Raw genomic sequence first — 15118 nt, 5'->3', positions numbered from 1 at the left:
TTATAAAATTTAGAGATTTGTTGTTTGGAATTGACAACGAATGACTGAAAAAACTACACTTCCCAAACAAAAATACAGACTTCCAAAATGGCTTCGAATATTGTTTCGGAGTGTTTGCATTTTGGTGGGACTGTTGTTCGTCGCGTATGCCGGAATCGGCCTGGTACATTAATTCAAATAAAGAAAAAGTGCTCCAATCGCTGACGGAAAAACTCAACGAAAATATCGACGGAAGTTTCACAATTGAAAGCATGGAACCTGCATTTTTACAGGGATTTCCAAACCTTTCGCTGAACCTGAAAAATATTGAAATCAAAGACCGGAAGTACGAAACACATAAACGCATTTTCCTGAAAGCTGAAGATTTTTACATTTCCGTTAATGCGCTGGCATTGTTAAGAGGCACCATCCAAATCAAGAAAATTTCAGTCGGAAATGCACAGGTGAATTTATTCACAGACGTCGACGGCTACAGCAATTCTTCGGTTTTCAAGAAAAATAAAAAATCAGAAAATAGTAATAGCAGCGGATTTCCGGAGCTGCGCGAACTTCGTTTTGACGACGTATTGGTAAATATCGAAAATTTCAAAAGCCGAAAAAAATATCGTTTTCAGGTCAACAGCCTCAAATGCAACGTCGATTACAATAGTGACGGCTGGAATGGCAAAATCAATCTTGACATCTTGGCCGAAAGCATGACTTTCAGTATGAAAAACGGGAGTTTCATCGCAAATAAATCAGTCGAGGGCACTTTGCAGGTTCATTACAATGAAAACAATGAAATCATCACTTTTGAGAAAAGCCCGCTTGAAATTGGAGGCGAAAATTTCACCGTTTCCGCTTCTTTTTCCGTCGGAAAAACAGCGGGTTTCACCATCAATATTGCCAACAATTCGATTTTATGGCGAAATGCGTCGCAATTGCTTTCCCCGAATATCAGCTCCAGACTCAATATGTTCGACCTTAAAAACCCGATTTCAGTAACTTGTCTGATCAAAGGCGATTTTAATGAGCAAGGCGATCCGCTCATTTTGGTCAAAGCAAAAATCCGGGATAACGAACTCGACACGCCCGGCGGGAAAGTTTACGAATTGCAATTTCGATGGTGTTTTTACCAATAATTACCTCAAGAAAAACGGATTCAACGATGCGAATTCTGCTATAAAATTATTCCAGTTTAAGGGCGAATACGTGAAAATTCCGTTCGTGATGCAACAGGCATTCATCCTCGATCTGGAACATCCGATTGCAGTCGGAAATTTCAAATCTGATTTTCCAATTGAGCGGATGAATGGTTTGATTGACTCAGATTTATTGGTTTTTTCGAAAGGAAATGCGTCGGTAAATCTTTCTTACAAAGCTGATATCGTAAATTATCTGCTCTCAAAACCAATCGTTCAGGGCATCGTGACAATTAAAGGTGCCGATGTCAATTATAAACCGCGAAACCTTGCTTTTAAAGACATTGCCGTTAATCTGGATTTCAGGAATAACGACCTTTTTATCAGCAATATTCACTTGCGAAGCGGAAAAAGCATTGTCGATATGAACGGCGATATCCGGAATTTCCTCAATTTATATTACAATGCTCCTGAGCGTATTGTGCTGAACTGGACGGTTAAAAGTCCGCAGTTGCATCTCGGCGAATTCCTCGGATTTCTCGGCAGAAGGCAACGAAAAATCGTCGTTCAGAAAACCACGAGAAAAGGAAATTTCACCGAAGACCTCAATTTGCTGTTTGAAAAAAGCAACGTCAATATGAAAATCAACGTTGCAAAGCTATATTACAATAAATTTTATGCGACGAATGCGAATGCTGAACTGCTGTTGACGGAAACCGGAATTTCCATCAAAAAAGCCGGACTTTCCCACGCGGGCGGATTTGTAAACCTTACAGGTGCACTGTTACAGAAAGGCAGTTCAAGCCGATTCAATATACAATCGGATGTTAATAATGTTGATATTTCAAAATTTTTCTACGCGTTTGACAATTTCAATCTCGAATCATTGAAATCGAACAACTTAAAAGGGCAACTCACAGCCAAAGTGGCAATTTCCGGGACGATTTCTGATAAAGGAGATTTGTTGCGGCGGTCGATGAATGGAAAAGTCGGCTTTAATTTGAAGGACGGAAAACTGATTAATTTTTCGCCGGTGAAAAGCGTCGGGAAGTTTGCCTTTCCATTTCGCAAACTCGATACGATTTCGTTCTATCAGTTGAAAGGCAATTTCGATATCGAAGGCGAAAAAGTGAAAGTCAGCCCGATGAAAATCAACTCGAGCCTACTGAATATGGACGTTGATGGCATTTACTCCTTTGGAAAAGGTACGGAACTTTACATCGCGGTTCCGCTTCGAAATCCTGAAAAGGATAAAAATATTTCCGATGAAGAAGTGCTGGCAAAGCGCCGCAACCGCGGAATTGTCTTGCGACTTGTAGCGTCGGATGGCAAAGATGGAAAAGTTAAAATCGGTTTCGGGAAGAAGAAACAATGATTACGGTTTTTTAATTATGGCATAATATTTCTTCACGAGCGCATTCACTTCGGCGAGTCCGTTCGTGCCGCCGTTGACTGCTTTCCGAACTTTAAGGATGGCCGCATCATCAACAGTTGTGGCGAGTTTCCAGAGACTATTCGAATTGAAATAGAAGATAGCCGAATCAAAGAAATAAGTACTCGCGACCAAATCAGGATTATTCGTCACATCGACATTAAGGAATTTTGAAAGCGCGGCATAATTGGTTTTTCCGGTGGTTTGCATGAGTCCGCGACCGCGGAATTTCCATCCATCACCGCTCTGTTCAGTGCCATTGCCCATGCGATTTGCATAGATACGGTTGGCGATTTTTTCAGGCTGTCGCGCATAAGCCGCAGCGGTTGTCGCATTAAAATATTTCGGAAATACGCCTAAAAGACCTTGTGCGGAATAATTAAGGTTTTCGGTTACGACTTCAAAACCTCCGGATTCGTGGTCTGCATTACCCATAAATTGCGCCAGACCTTCATCAGTCGGGATTTTATAAGTGCTTTTGATTTTCTGAAGCGTCATTTTGCCGATGAGTCCGTCTGCGGAAAGCCCGTGGGTAGACTGGAATAATTGGATGTATTTCATGAAAGTTTGGTATTGGTTGGCAGAATAAAAGTAAGGATTTTTTTAAATGTTTGATTTTTAAGTCCTTAATTTTATTTCGATTTGTAAAAACAAAACCTCAGAAAGGTATTCCGGAGGTTGAAGTTGTATCAGGCAATTTATTTCGACAGAAAATTTTTAAGTGCATCATCCATAAAATAAGTCCACCCCATTGTGAAGCTGCTTTTCTGAAAATCCGGAACCGGCATCTGCGAAACTTTCCAATCCTGTATGTATTAAAAGCAATCGTGTTTTTTCGCCTTCATCGAATAATTCAAAAGAGATTTCAGAATTTCCGGGCTGCCCTTCGTAGCGCCAGGTGTAAGCAATTTTCTTTACAGGAATCAGTTGCGTCACTTTACAAATGTGCATCCATTTCTTGTCGTCGGAACCTGCGAGAAAAGAAAATTCGAAGCCAATTTCAGGCTTAAATTCAGGCAGTTGAAAATACCATTGTTTAAGTTGCTCGTTGTCTGTTAACGCATGCCACACTTTTGAGATTGGTGCGTCGAATGTGCGTTCGATTTTTACGGGTTGATTATCCATATTGAATATTGATCAGGATTTCGAGATAGTTATGCAAATATATCCAGTCTTTTGTTACATAAGTATTGACTTCATAAAAATTTATCGCTTTGAATGTGAAATATTTATAAATTTGTCAAAACCTTTAAGTCATTTGCTATGAGAAAGTTATTACCCATTATTATTGCCGGCTTCCTGCTGGCTTTTTTTACGGCTTGCAGTACTTCGGATGACGGACCGACAGAACAGGTCAATTTTGCCGTTCCAATTGTAAAATCCCTTGCGGCTATACGTTCTGATGTAAAAGTCACTGCCGCCAGGCAAACCGCTTCTGAAGGGAAGATTTATGTTGCACAGAGCAACCTTTTCTACATTGCGAAAGAACAGGGTGTTCATATTTTCAACAATTCAAGTCCATCTTCTCCGCAAAATATTGCTTTCATTGAAATTGGCGGCGTACACGACATTGCGGTAAAAGGCAATTACCTTTATGCAGACAACTTCATCGACCTGCTTGTTTTTGATATTTCAAACCTCGATAATATTATTTTGGTGAAAACCATAGAAAATGTCATCGGATTTAACGCGGCTTACCCGAATGATGCGCAATATTATGATTATGAGGCGGTGCCGGCCAGAATGAAATCGTCATCGGATACCGCACTGAAATGCGAAATATTCCTAAAGGCGGACTAATGGTTTATGACGAAGCTACCGGCGGTTTGCCAAATGGTGCTGAAGCTTTGCCGGGTGCGCCATCTGTAGGAACAGGGGCTCTTATGCCCGTTTCCAGATCAACCAGAATGCACTTTATACAATTGACAGCTGGAAACTCAACGTTTTTAATATTACCAATCCGGCAGAGGCCTATTTTGATAAATCGGTTTATATGGAAATGTGGTTTGGCGGCGGCGAATTTGAAACGTTATTCCGCCAGGGCGATTACCTTTTTGCCGGTGCAACTTCGGGTATGTTCGTTATTGATGCTGCGGATGAATTCAATCCGGCATTTATTTCCGGATTTTCACATGCTACTGCCTGTGACCCGGTAGTTGTCAACGGAACGACGGCTTATATCACTGTCCGCGGTGGTTCGACTTGCGGTGCGATTGAAGATCAGGTGAATGTACTTGACATTTCTGATATCCATAATCCGACTTTGCTATCAACTTATTTGCTTAATGAGCCCCGCGGATTGGGTGTCAGAGGCAATACAGTTTATATCTGCGGCGACGGAAAACTCAATATTTTCAATGGCTCGGATTCGTCAGGGCTTATGCTGGAAAATTCTTATACTGATAATGTTACTGATGTGATTCCGCTCGAAAGTCATCTGATTACCGTTCGGTCCGAATAAGATTACGCAATATGCTTACGGTGATAATTATACGCTTGATGTGTTAAGCGTCTTGAATTTTTAAGAAGATTTATTAATCGTAATACAAAAGCTCCCGATTGTGGGAGCTTTTTTTATAAAAGTATTCATTCATTCAAATCCGTCAATCAGCACCTGTAATATCTGAATCGCCGCCTCGCTGATTTTTGTGCCCGGCCGAAGACCGCTACGGCACCCGAATCGAATAAATATTGGTAATCCTGCGCCGGAATCACGCCGCCAACAATCACCATAATATCTTCGCGGCCATAAGATTTTAAAGCTTCGATAACCTGCGGGACGAGCGTTTTATGTCCGGCCGCCAATGACGAAACGCCTAAAATATGCACGTCATTTTCGACGGCTTGTTTTGCAGCTTCTGCCGGTGTCTGGAAAAGCGGACCGATATCCACATCAAAGCCGACATCGGCATAACCGGTCGCGACTACTTTTGCGCCGCGGTCGTGGCCGTCCTGTCCCATTTTGGCAATCATAATTCGTGGCCTGCGCCCTTCCAGAACGGCAAATTCGTCGGCCAGTGCTTTCGCTTTTGCGAAACTTTCGTCGTTTTTAATTTCCTTGCTGTACACGCCGCTGAATGATTTGATTTGTGCTTTGTATCTTCCGAAAACCGTTTCAAGAGCATCACTTATTTCTCCCAAAGTAGCCCTGTATCGCGCTGCCTCAACAGCGATTTCGAGTAAATTGCCTTCGCCGGTTTTGGCCGTTGCGATTAATTTATCGAGTGTTTCTTTTACTTTTTGCGTATTTCTTGAAGCTTTAATATTATCGAGTCTTTCAACCTGTTGTTTGCGCACCATTTCATTGTCAACATCAAGAATATGCAACGGATCTTCTTTTTCTAATCGGTATTTGTTAACGCCAACGATGATATCCTGGCTGCTGTCGATGCGCGCCTGTTTCCTCGCTGCAGCTTCTTCGATGCGCAATTTCGGGATTCCGGCTTCGATGGCTTTGGTCATGCCGCCGAGTTCTTCAACTTCTTCAATTAGCTTCCAGGCATTTTGCGAGATTTCATGTGTAAGGCTTTCCACATAATAACTTCCGGCCACGGATCGACCGTTTTGGTAATTTTCGTTTCTTCCTGAAGGAAAATCTGCGTATTTCTCGCAATCCTCGCAGAAAAATCAGTTGGCAGCGCAATCGCTTCATCGAGCGCATTCGTATGCAAAGATTGTGTGCCGCCGAAAGCCGCCGCTGCCGCTTCAATGCAGGTTCTGGCAACGTTATTGAACGGATCTTGCTCCGTTAAACTCCAACCCGAAGTCTGGCAATGCGTCCTTAAAGCCAGTGATTTTTCATCTTTCGGATGGAATTGTTTGAGCAATTTAGCCCAAATCATCCTTCCGGCGCGCATCTTGGCGATTTCCATAAAATGGTTCATACCGATAGCCCAGAAAAAAGAAAGGCGAGGAGCAAACTCGTCGATTTTCATGCCGGTTGACAATCCGGTTCTAATATATTCAAGTCCGTCGGCCAAAGTATAAGCGAGTTCAATATCTGCCGTCGCTCCGGCTTCCTGCATGTGATATCCTGAAATCGAAATGGAATTGAATTTCGGCATTTTCTTACTCGTAAACTCAAAAATATCGGCAATGATTTTCATCGATGGCGTCGGCGGATAAATATAGGTATTCCGACCATGAATTCCTTCAGGATGTCATTTTGTATCGTTCCCGAAAGCATTTCAGGTTTTACGCCTTGTTCTTCCGCAGCAACGATATAAAAAGCCATAATGGGCAAAACCGCACCATTCATGGTCATCGAAACCGACATTTCATCAAGCGGAATCTGGTCGAAAAGCACTTTCATGTCTTCAACAGAATCAATCGCCACACCTGCTTTTCCAACATCGCCAACAACACGCTCATGATCGCTGTCGTAACCGCGGTGCGTCGCCAAATCGAAAGCGACTGATAATCCTTTTTGGCCTGCGGCTAAATTTCTTCTGTAAAAAGCATTACTTTCTTCAGCCGTAGAAAAACCTGCGTATTGGCGAATTGTCCACGGACGACGCACGTACATTGTTGCATAAGGTCCACGCAGATTCGGCGAAAAACCAGCGCCAAAATCCAAATGCTCTAAATTTTCAGTATCCTTTTCAGAATACGAAGATTTGAGCAAAATGCCTTCAGCAGTCAGGAAATCTTCAGTCTGCTGACTTTCGGCTTTTGACTTTTGACTTTCGACTTTAAGATGTTGCAGATTTTTCCGCATTATTTATAGATAATTTTAAACGTCCATTTTCTGTTGGAATTGTTCGTGTTGAATGCCTCGATGATACCGGCAGTGATCGTAACACCACCGCCGACGGTGAATAGCATGAATGCCGCTTCGCCACCGGCAGCCGCAACTACAATTGAACTTCCTACAATCGCCAATCCGGCAACCAATACAACCGTTTTAATTGTGCCGAGTACTTTTGGCTGGCTTTTGATGCTCAGGATATTATCAGGTTTTATCGGGAATTTATCCACGAGAATTTCGCCATCATTAGAAAAATGTAATAGCCCGACGTGTTTTTTGCCATCGAGCGTCCTGACTTTAATACGCTGGTTTTCCTCATAAATTTTTACTTTTCCTGACTCAATATTCGTGAGTTCAAGCGTTTTTTGGGCAAATGCGCTGAATGTTGCAAAAAATGCCAAAAGGCAAAGGATATTTTTCATGGTTTAGTTGTTTTCGGTTTCCAGACGTTCCTGCTCGAGTTTTTCAGCCAGGCGTTTTGGGATTACAGGTTGTATGAGGGTTTTTCTCGGTTTGGTTTTCACGAATGGAAATAATTCCAAATCGTGTTTCATGCGGTCGTTTTTATTCGGGTATTTATTCGTTCCCAAAAGCACTTCTTTACCCGAATCGAATAATTCCTGCTCTCTATCAGCACTTTCCTGAATTTTACGTTTGATGATTCCGGTGCCAAGCTGTTTTAAAAATCCGCCGTTTTCTTCGATATCTTTAAATAGCGTAAGTGCTTTTTCTGCTAATTGTGAAGTTAGTTCTTCAATATAATAACTTCCGTCGGCAGGATTGTCGACTTTGTCAAAATAACTTTCCTGTTTCAGAACCAGCAATTGATTCCGCGCAATTCTGTCGCCAAATTCATTGTCTTTATGGTACAAAGCGTCGTAAGGAAGATTTGCAACTGCATCCGCGCCGCCCAAAATAGCCGACATGCATTCGGTCGTGGTTCGCAGCATATTGACGTTGTAATCATAAATCGTTTTATTTCGTTTCGTAGGCGAAACCAATAAATGACAGCCGTTTGTGATATTGTATTCTTTTGCAATCAAATCGAAAAGCAGGCGAATGGTACGCAATTTTGCAATTTCGAAGAAATAATTCGTGCCGACTGAGATCTCAAAAACGACCGGTTTTTCAATTTTTTGAATACGGTTGAAATATTCATTGGCATGCGCTAAAGCATAAGCGATTTGCTGTACAATATTAGCGCCTGCATTTTGATACAAACCCGCATCGACGCTTAAAAATGAAATATTGGTGACTTGTTCCGAAAGTAAATTCAGCGTTTCAAAATTGTCTCTCTCATTTGTTTTGAACCAATTGCCGTCACTTGCCAGTTGTCCGATTGGATCAATAGAACAGAAGATATTGGCTTTTTTTGCTTTGGCAACAGCATCGATTTTTTTAATGAAATCTATGGAAAGAAAATGCAGTTTGAAGTAAATCGTGATGTTTTCAAGCGGCAACTTTTCAAGCAATTTAATCACATCGGTGTTTTCATTTTCTATCGTAAAACGAATGCTTTCCGCACCGCGATTGATGCTGTCAATTGCCCGTAAGATTGATTTTTCTATATCAAAAGCAAAAATATTCTGGCAGATTTTAAAATCTTTTGCCTTCGTTGAAACGTTTTGGCCAACAGAAAATTCGTCTTTATGATAAAACGGTTTCACCTTAATGCCTTCGGGCGAATCCCAAACCAGCGTGTCGTTATAATCGGCGCCTTTGAGTTCAAACTGGATTTGCTGTTTCCACTGTTTTGAAGAAACGGGCGCGAATTCACTGAATAAATTTTGATTTTCGTCGGTCACTGTTGCGGTTTTGATGCGTTACAAATATAATTTAAAATTGATGAATGTGTGGCAAAGATTTCGGCGTGTTTATGCGTGCGAAATATTTTTCCGGAAAGCCGTCGGCGTCCTGTTTTTCTTCTTTAAAAATACGCGGTTAAAGTAGGTCAGGCTTTCAAATCCGGTTTCCATCGCAATTTCGCGAATTGTTTTATCGGTTTCGGTAAGTTGATGACACGCTTTCGCGATACGGATTTCGTTGAGATAATCAGAAAAACTGGCTTTCATCGCACGCCTGAAAAATTTGCAGAAAGCGCTTTTCGACAAATGCAACATTTCGGAAGCTTCTGAAATCGTTATATTTTCTGAGGAATGATCCTGAAGAAACTGGCAGATTTCATTGATTCGGCTTTCGGTTGCCTTACTGCGGCTCGGCGTGTAGAAATCTGATGAAAGTGCGACGCTTTCTTTCTCTGACAATTGCTGTAAAATTTCAAGCAATGAAGTAATTCTCGACAATCCGTTTTTTTGCGGCAATTCAATGATCGACTTTGAAATCTCAGACAAATTTCCCGAATTAAAAAATAAGCCGCGCTGCGACTGAGAAAGCAATTCGTGAATTTCGCGGCATTCGCTGAATTGCGTAAAATGTTGCACGAAATCTTCTGAAAACTGAATCACAACGGCACTTACCGATTTATTTCCAAACGGTTCACTTGACCATGTATGTGGCAATCCCGAGCCGCTTAAAACCAAATCTCCGGCGGTAAAATTTTCGTGGCTGTCGCCGATGATGCGCTTTCCGGAGCCTTTTGTGATTAACGTCAATTCATATTCCGGATGATAATGCCATTTGAATTCGAAGAACGGCACCGTAAATGAATATGCTACAAACGAACTGTTTCCCTGAAGTGTTGCTACGTTTTCAAAAGCCGCTTTCATTATAATATATTGATTTTATGAAATGGATAAAAGTCAAATGTAGTCAATATAGTGTTATAATTTTGATTTTTAGTGCCAGTTTTCTAAATCGATTAGCAATAGTTTTGTAAAAAGATTTTTTATGAATCCGGCAATCCAAGACAATTTACATCATCCTTACGAAATCACACAGGAGCAGATTGATTTTTACCAAAAGAACAGGTTTATCAAGCTGAAGCATGTGCTCGATACCGAAACTTTGGCGTATTTCAATCAATCAATCACCAATCAGGTTGCGCTGATGGACACAGATTCCGTTCCGCTCGAAAACCGCGATACTTATGGAAAGGCATTTTTGCAGCTTTTCAATTTATGGCGCGAAAGCGACGATGTAAAAGCACTGATTTTCAGCAAACGCATCGCCAAAATCGCCACAGATTTAATGCAGACCGGCGGCGTGCGAATGTACCACGATCAGGCACTTTTCAAAGAAGGTGGCGGCGGTATCACGCCTTGGCATGCCGACCAATATTACTGGCCGCTTGAAACAGATAAATGCATCACGGCGTGGATTCCGTTGCAGGAAACGCCGCTTGAAATGGTGCCGCTCGAGTTTAGCGCCGGAAGCCACGCTATTGTCGAAGGCCGCGAACTGGCAATCGGCGACGAAAGCGAGTCAATCATTAACCAAAGGCTTCGCGTGACCGATTTCGAGCATGTCATAGAACCTTTTGATGCAGGCGAAATCAGCTTTCATTCGGGCTGGGTTTTTCATCGTGCCGGTGCCAATTCGACAGCAAAAATGCGAAAAGTCATGACCATTATTTATATGGACAAGGACATGATCCTCAAAAATCCCGATAACAAAAAGCAGGAACACGACTGGCATACGTGGTGTCCTGGCGCAGAAATCGGGAAAATCATCGATACGCCGATCAATCCCGTTTTATATCCTTAAATTTCATGATGGAAATAAATTATTGCTGCACGCATTGGGGAAGCGAAGCCAAAGACCCGATGGATTTCCTTACGGAATTGGTTAAAGACGGCTATTCCGAACTCGAAATCAATCTCTCGCCGGGCAATTTTGACGATGTAAAATTCTTCGATAAGCTCGAAGCGTTGCGCAGCCTCAATAATTTCAGTTTTATAGCACAACAGGTTCTGGGCGCTGCCGATGAAACGACGAAAGATTATATAAAACGTATGAAAGAACGGCTGATTTACCTGATGGATTTTCAGCCGGATTTTATCAATTCGCATACCGGAAAAGATTTCTACAGTTTCAATGACAATTGCAGGATTATCGACGAGGCTGAAAATATTGCGGCGAAATTCGGAATCCCTATCCGGCATGAAACGCACCGCGGCAGATTTAGTTTTCATCTGTGTACATTAATTCCGTACCTGAAAAAGTTTCCGCAAATGCAACTTACTGCTGATTTTTCGCATTGGTGTTGTGTTTCAGAAAGCATGCTCGAAGACCAGTCGGAAAAATTGCAACAGGTGATTCCGCATATCGGTCATTTGCACGCACGAGTTGGCTCAGAACAAAGCGCACAGGCTGGCCATCCTTTTGCGCCGGAATGGAAAAACCATCTTGATGTTTTTACGAATTGGTGGAAAGAAATTATCATTTACAAACAATCGAATCACGAACAATTATTTACCATCACACCTGAGTTCGGACCTGCGCCATACATGCCGGAAATCCCGTTTTCACGGCAACCGCTTTCCATGCAATGGGAAATCAACCTGATGATTAAGGGGCATTTACAGAACGAATTAAACGGATTTATATGAGCAATAATAACAATTTAAGGTTTATTACGATAAGCGCAGCACTTGGAGGTTTGTTATTCGGATACGATACCGCTGTAATTTCGGTGCAATTGGCAGCATTACGGAATATTTTTCGCTGTCACCGATTGAAATCGGCTGGGCTATTTCGAGCGCTTTGGTTGGTTGCCTTGCGGGCGCATTCATTTCTGATTTTTGCAGCGAGCGGTTCGGAAGAAAAAAGAGCATGCTTTTGGCGGCCTTGCTGTTTTTGGCATGTTCTGCCGGAACTGCTTTACCCGAAAGTTTTACGGTTTTCATCATCTTCAGGATTATTGGCGGCGTCGGTGTCGGATTGGCGTCGATGGTCGTGCCGATGTATATTGCTGAAATCGCTCCGGCGGAAAAGAGGCGCATTGGTAGCTTACAACCAAATGGCGATTGTCGTTGGAATGGTAGTCGTTTTTTTTGTGAATTATTTTATTTCGCTTCAAGGCGATTCGGAATGGAATTTACAGATTGGCTGGCGGTTGATGTTCGGTTCTGAAGCGATTCCGTCACTATTATATTTGGTTCGTGATATTTTTTATTCCGGAAAGTCCGCGCTGGCTTTTGGAAAAGAATAAGGAAAATGACGCCATTTCTGTGCTTCAGCGCTTCAATCCCGTAGAAAAAACGGCCGGATTGTTATACGATATCAAAAATTCGATGTCAGGAACAAAAGAAAACAAATCGATTACAGCATTGTTCGAGCCCAATTTAAGGCGTGCTTTGGTGGTCGGAATCGGGCTTTCGGTTTTTCAGCAAATCACGGGCATTAATGCAATTTTATATTATGCGCCTGAGATTTTCAAAAGTTTCGGAAGTAATACGAATATTTCATTACTTGAAACAAGCATCTTGGGTATCGTCAATTTAATCTTTACGCTTGCATCTATTGCTATGGTTGATAAAATTGGCAGAAAGCCACTTTTGAATTTAGGAAGTATCGGAATGTTTATTTCACTTTTAGTGGTTGGTTACGCATCATATCATCACTTAACCGGAATCTGGCTTTTAGGCTTTTTGATGTTATTTATGGGCTCTTTTTTCCATTTCGTGGGAGCCGGTGGTTTGGGTTTTATTGGCAGAAATTTTCCCGAATCGTGTGCGTGGTCTTGCGCTTTCGATTGCAGTATTTATTCAGTGGGCGGCAAATTTCGTCGTGTCGCAGACTTTTCCGATGTTAACCGGGAACAATTACCTGAAAAAAGAATTCAACGGCGCATTTCCGTTCTGGCTCTTCGGATTTTTCTGTATAATGGCTTTTATTTTTGTGTGGAAAATGGTGCCCGAAACCAAAAACAAAACCCTTGAAGAAATGGATACTTTGTGGGAAAACGAAATGCTTAATAAATAAAAATATGAGCAAACCTATTTACTTCCTGTTTCTTATAATGATGTTCCAAAGTGCAATGAATGGACAAAATCCATACGAAAAAATCAAGCCGATTAAAGAGGAAATGCAGATTTTGCCTTTCGGAAGTATAAAACCACAAGGCTGGATCAAGGAACAAATCCAGCAAAATCTCGACGGATTTACGGGTCATCTCGACAGTCTTGCCCCGGATTTAATCATCAAAGATGCGATTTACGACAAAGACCGACTCACCAGAAAAATAAAAAATAAAGACGTCGGCGCGCTCGGAAACGAAGGCGACTGGCAGGTGCAATTCCTGTGGTGGAACAGCGAAACCCAAAGCAACTGGCGAGACGGTTATATCAGAAGTGCGATTCTGGCAAATGATTCCGAACATTTGAAACGAATCGAAAAGTACATTCAGCACATTTTGGATTCACAGGATGAAGACGGTTATTTAGGGATTTATGACAACGAATTAAGATATAAATTCGACAACGAAAACGGCGAATTATGGGCGCAGACAACTTTATTGAGAGGTTTGCTCGCCTGGTATGAATATAAAAACGACCAGAAGATTTTAAATGCGGTAAAAAAAGCAGCCGCGAATACGATGAAAGGTTTTCCGATTGACAAATCTCATCCTTTTTATTCGACAAATCCTAACGTTGGCGGCCTGTCGCACGGATTGACATTTACCGATATACTCGAAAATCTGTATCGAATTACGAACGACCAGAAATACCTCGATTATGTGTTATTTCTATACAAAGATTTCTCTTCACAGGTTTTAAATGAAGACGCACAGTACACAAAATTACTGCAAAAAGACCTGATGCTGGCCGGGCACGAGCGTCCACACCTATGAACATTTGCGCTCTTTGGCGGCGGCAGTTTACGCGTCAGGAAATCCGGAATTGCAAAACGCACTGAAAGATTTTCTGGAAAAAATTGCAATTACAACCACCGCAACCGGAGGCCCTGTTGGCGATGAATGGATTGGCGGAAAAAAAGCCGATGCCACAACCCGCGGCTATGAGTATTGCTCGCTGCAGGAACTTATGCACAGCTATGAAAGCCTTTTCTTGAAAACATCCGGTGCAGATTATGGCGACAAGATTGAAAAAATATTCTTCAACGCTGCACAAGGCGCCAGGCATTCGGAAGAAAGCTGCATTGCATATCTGAAAAGCGATAATTCCTATGCCATGACGGGCGGCCTCAACGGCGACGAATCTGATGCCAAACAAACCCGCTACCATTATTCGCCGGTGCACAAGGAAGCGGCGGTTTGCTGCGTGCCGAATGCAGGAAGGATTGCGCCGTATTATGTGAATTATATGTGGCTGAAGAAAGGCAATTCGGTTGTTGCATCGTTGCTTGGCAGCTTCAATTTTGGAAACGAAACTTAATGGGAAAAACGTTGTCATTCGCGAACTTACGGAATATCCATATGGGAATTCCATTACTTTTGAAATTGAAAGTGAATCGGATTTTGAATTGAAAATCAGGAAACCGGGATGGGCAGAAAACGTAAAAACCAATGCGCCCTACAAAGAAATCGACGGTTTTTGCAGCATCGGAATAAAGAAAGGTAAAAGTAAAATTGAAGTTGAATTTTCTCCCGAAGTTGTAACGAAACAAGACGCCAACGGCGAATATTTTTTCCAATACGGAAGTTTGGTATTAGCGCATCCGATTGCCGCTTTGGAAGAACAGACAAAAATGTATGATTTACCGAAATTCCGCGATCTGGAATACAAGCCTGAAAACCTTGTAATTTATCAGTATAAAATTCCGGAGAAAATAAGAGCTTTAGGGAAATTGGGATTCGAAACGACGCTCTTCAATCCGAAAACACAGAAGGAAGAAAAAATTACCTTAATTCCAATGGGAAAAACGATTTTACGACAAACGACTTTTAAAAAGAATTGA

The 15118-nt window shown here is 41.9% G+C and carries 14 protein-coding genes and 3 pseudogenes; 11 read left to right on the top strand and 6 right to left on the bottom strand.

Annotated elements, in window-relative coordinates; translation table 11 throughout:
* Positions 1-188: 188 nt before the first annotated feature.
* Entirely contained in the window at positions 189-1121 is a 933-nt protein-coding gene (locus ACSLFW_RS19355) for an AsmA family protein (protein ID WP_436557115.1), read from the top strand.
* Positions 1009-2496, top strand: a complete 1488-nt coding sequence (locus ACSLFW_RS19350) for a hypothetical protein (RefSeq protein ID WP_436557114.1) — start codon at positions 1009-1011, stop codon at positions 2494-2496. The genes ACSLFW_RS19355 and ACSLFW_RS19350 overlap by 113 nt, the downstream gene beginning before the upstream one ends.
* Here the strand turns inward: ACSLFW_RS19350 and ACSLFW_RS19345 are convergent, their stop codons facing one another.
* Positions 2497-3114 (bottom strand): glycoside hydrolase family 19 protein, encoded by a 618-nt coding sequence (locus ACSLFW_RS19345; protein ID WP_436557113.1) that lies wholly within the window; start codon positions 3112-3114, stop codon positions 2497-2499.
* A 165-nt stretch (positions 3115-3279) separates the two neighbouring features.
* Positions 3280-3678, bottom strand: coding sequence for an SRPBCC family protein (locus tag ACSLFW_RS19340; RefSeq protein ID WP_436557112.1), 399 nt, complete (start codon positions 3676-3678; stop codon positions 3280-3282).
* Between the two features lie 138 nt (positions 3679-3816).
* Between ACSLFW_RS19340 and ACSLFW_RS19335 the strand changes: the two genes are divergently transcribed.
* Both ACSLFW_RS19335 and ACSLFW_RS19330 read left to right on the top strand, forming a co-directional pair.
* A complete protein-coding gene (locus tag ACSLFW_RS19335) occupies positions 3817-4353 on the top strand; it encodes a hypothetical protein (protein WP_436557111.1) in 537 nt (178 codons plus the stop codon).
* A gap of 193 nt (positions 4354-4546) precedes the next feature.
* Positions 4547-5014 (top strand): hypothetical protein, encoded by a 468-nt coding sequence (locus ACSLFW_RS19330; RefSeq protein ID WP_436557110.1) that lies wholly within the window; start codon positions 4547-4549, stop codon positions 5012-5014.
* A 129-nt stretch (positions 5015-5143) separates the two neighbouring features.
* On the opposite strand, the pseudogene scpA reads toward ACSLFW_RS19330, so the two are convergent.
* From scpA to ACSLFW_RS19310, 4 genes and pseudogenes are all read right to left on the bottom strand, one after another.
* Positions 5144-7273 (bottom strand): annotated as a pseudogene (scpA, locus tag ACSLFW_RS19325) (methylmalonyl-CoA mutase).
* Complete coding sequence (locus ACSLFW_RS19320; protein ID WP_436557109.1) at positions 7270-7722, bottom strand: hypothetical protein; 453 nt, start codon at positions 7720-7722, stop codon at positions 7270-7272. Before ACSLFW_RS19320 ends, scpA begins: the two are co-directional and overlap by 4 nt.
* A 3-nt stretch (positions 7723-7725) precedes the next feature.
* The gene (locus ACSLFW_RS19315; RefSeq protein ID WP_436557108.1) at positions 7726-9105 is read right to left on the bottom strand and encodes a methylmalonyl-CoA mutase subunit beta; all 1380 of its coding nucleotides are present in this window, start codon (positions 9103-9105) and stop codon (positions 7726-7728) included.
* A gap of 69 nt (positions 9106-9174) precedes the next feature.
* Complete coding sequence (locus tag ACSLFW_RS19310; protein ID WP_436557107.1) at positions 9175-10026, bottom strand: AraC family transcriptional regulator; 852 nt, start codon at positions 10024-10026, stop codon at positions 9175-9177.
* A 121-nt stretch (positions 10027-10147) separates the two neighbouring features.
* Here ACSLFW_RS19310 and ACSLFW_RS19305 point away from each other — a divergent pair, with 121 nt between their 5' ends.
* The 7 genes and pseudogenes from ACSLFW_RS19305 to ACSLFW_RS19275 all read left to right on the top strand — a co-directional run bounded on the left by ACSLFW_RS19305 (position 10148) and on the right by ACSLFW_RS19275 (position 15118).
* Complete coding sequence (locus ACSLFW_RS19305; protein ID WP_436557106.1) at positions 10148-10963, top strand: phytanoyl-CoA dioxygenase family protein; 816 nt, start codon at positions 10148-10150, stop codon at positions 10961-10963.
* Between the two features lie 5 nt (positions 10964-10968).
* Positions 10969-11808: a sugar phosphate isomerase/epimerase gene (locus tag ACSLFW_RS19300; protein WP_436557105.1), complete on the top strand. Its 840-nt coding sequence runs from the start codon at positions 10969-10971 to the stop codon at positions 11806-11808.
* A 55-nt stretch (positions 11809-11863) separates the two neighbouring features.
* A pseudogene (locus tag ACSLFW_RS19295) lies at positions 11864-12410 on the top strand (MFS transporter).
* Positions 12361-13183, top strand: a pseudogene (locus ACSLFW_RS19290) (MFS transporter). Before ACSLFW_RS19295 ends, ACSLFW_RS19290 begins: the two co-directional pseudogenes overlap by 50 nt.
* 4 nt (positions 13184-13187) lie before the next feature.
* The gene (locus ACSLFW_RS19285) at positions 13188-14051 is read left to right on the top strand and encodes a beta-L-arabinofuranosidase domain-containing protein (protein ID WP_436557104.1); all 864 of its coding nucleotides are present in this window, start codon (positions 13188-13190) and stop codon (positions 14049-14051) included.
* Between the two features lie 13 nt (positions 14052-14064).
* Positions 14065-14595, top strand: coding sequence for a hypothetical protein (locus tag ACSLFW_RS19280; RefSeq protein ID WP_436557103.1), 531 nt, complete (start codon positions 14065-14067; stop codon positions 14593-14595).
* Positions 14579-15118, top strand: coding sequence for a hypothetical protein (locus tag ACSLFW_RS19275; protein WP_436557102.1), 540 nt, complete (start codon positions 14579-14581; stop codon positions 15116-15118). The genes ACSLFW_RS19280 and ACSLFW_RS19275 overlap by 17 nt, the downstream gene beginning before the upstream one ends.

This window comes from Flavobacterium sp. 3HN19-14 (assembly GCF_051373205.1).
Taxonomy (GTDB): domain Bacteria; phylum Bacteroidota; class Bacteroidia; order Flavobacteriales; family Flavobacteriaceae; genus Flavobacterium.
Note: the sequence above shows the minus strand (reverse complement) of the source record. Positions and strands in the feature narration are given on the sequence as shown.

Coding starts and splice junctions, on each gene's coding strand:
- ACSLFW_RS19310 (WP_436557107.1), bottom strand. CDS start 10,026: ATGAAAGCGGCTTTTGAAAACGTAGCAACACTTCAGGGAAACAGTTCG.
- ACSLFW_RS19305 (WP_436557106.1), top strand. CDS start 10,148: ATGAATCCGGCAATCCAAGACAATTTACATCATCCTTACGAAATCACA.
- ACSLFW_RS19340 (WP_436557112.1), bottom strand. CDS start 3,678: ATGGATAATCAACCCGTAAAAATCGAACGCACATTCGACGCACCAATC.
- ACSLFW_RS19335 (WP_436557111.1), top strand. CDS start 3,817: ATGAGAAAGTTATTACCCATTATTATTGCCGGCTTCCTGCTGGCTTTT.
- ACSLFW_RS19320 (WP_436557109.1), bottom strand. CDS start 7,722: ATGAAAAATATCCTTTGCCTTTTGGCATTTTTTGCAACATTCAGCGCA.
- ACSLFW_RS19350 (WP_436557114.1), top strand. CDS start 1,009: ATGAGCAAGGCGATCCGCTCATTTTGGTCAAAGCAAAAATCCGGGATA.
- ACSLFW_RS19300 (WP_436557105.1), top strand. CDS start 10,969: ATGATGGAAATAAATTATTGCTGCACGCATTGGGGAAGCGAAGCCAAA.
- ACSLFW_RS19285 (WP_436557104.1), top strand. CDS start 13,188: ATGAGCAAACCTATTTACTTCCTGTTTCTTATAATGATGTTCCAAAGT.
- ACSLFW_RS19330 (WP_436557110.1), top strand. CDS start 4,547: ATGGAAATGTGGTTTGGCGGCGGCGAATTTGAAACGTTATTCCGCCAG.
- ACSLFW_RS19345 (WP_436557113.1), bottom strand. CDS start 3,114: ATGAAATACATCCAATTATTCCAGTCTACCCACGGGCTTTCCGCAGAC.